The organism is Corynebacterium sp. (genome assembly GCF_030826625.1).
GTDB lineage: Bacteria > Actinomycetota > Actinomycetes > Mycobacteriales > Mycobacteriaceae > Corynebacterium.
In genome coordinates this window covers 30,313-30,605 of sequence record NZ_JAPJNQ010000018.1, presented here as the reverse complement: position 1 = coordinate 30,605, position 293 = coordinate 30,313, and the positions used below count along the sequence as shown (strand labels likewise).

Annotated in this window: 1 protein-coding gene; it reads left to right on the top strand. The window is 54.9% G+C overall.

Annotation, left to right across the window (positions count from 1 at the left end; genetic code table 11):
* Positions 1-293, top strand: a 293-nt coding sequence (locus tag RCH87_RS03865) for a DDE-type integrase/transposase/recombinase (RefSeq protein ID WP_373690910.1), incomplete at both ends; no start/stop codon positions are given.

Below are 293 nucleotides of genomic sequence, written 5' to 3'. Positions count from 1 at the left end.
TAGCCGAACGCTACCAGATTGTTCTTAACCGTAAGACTGTGGCTAAGCGGATGCGCATGTTGGGCATTGAAGGGATCTCCCCGCGGGCCTTTGTGCCGGTGACAACGATTCAATCTAAGCGTAAGTCCTCGCTTCCTGACCTGGTCAAGCGCATGTTTGATACAGGTGAGCTGAACCGAGTGTGGATGTCAGATATTACCTACCTGCGCACTGGGGAAGGCTGGTTGTATTTGTGCGCGGTCCGCGATGGCCATTCCCGCAGGGTACTGGGCTGGGCTATGGATAGCGTGCAA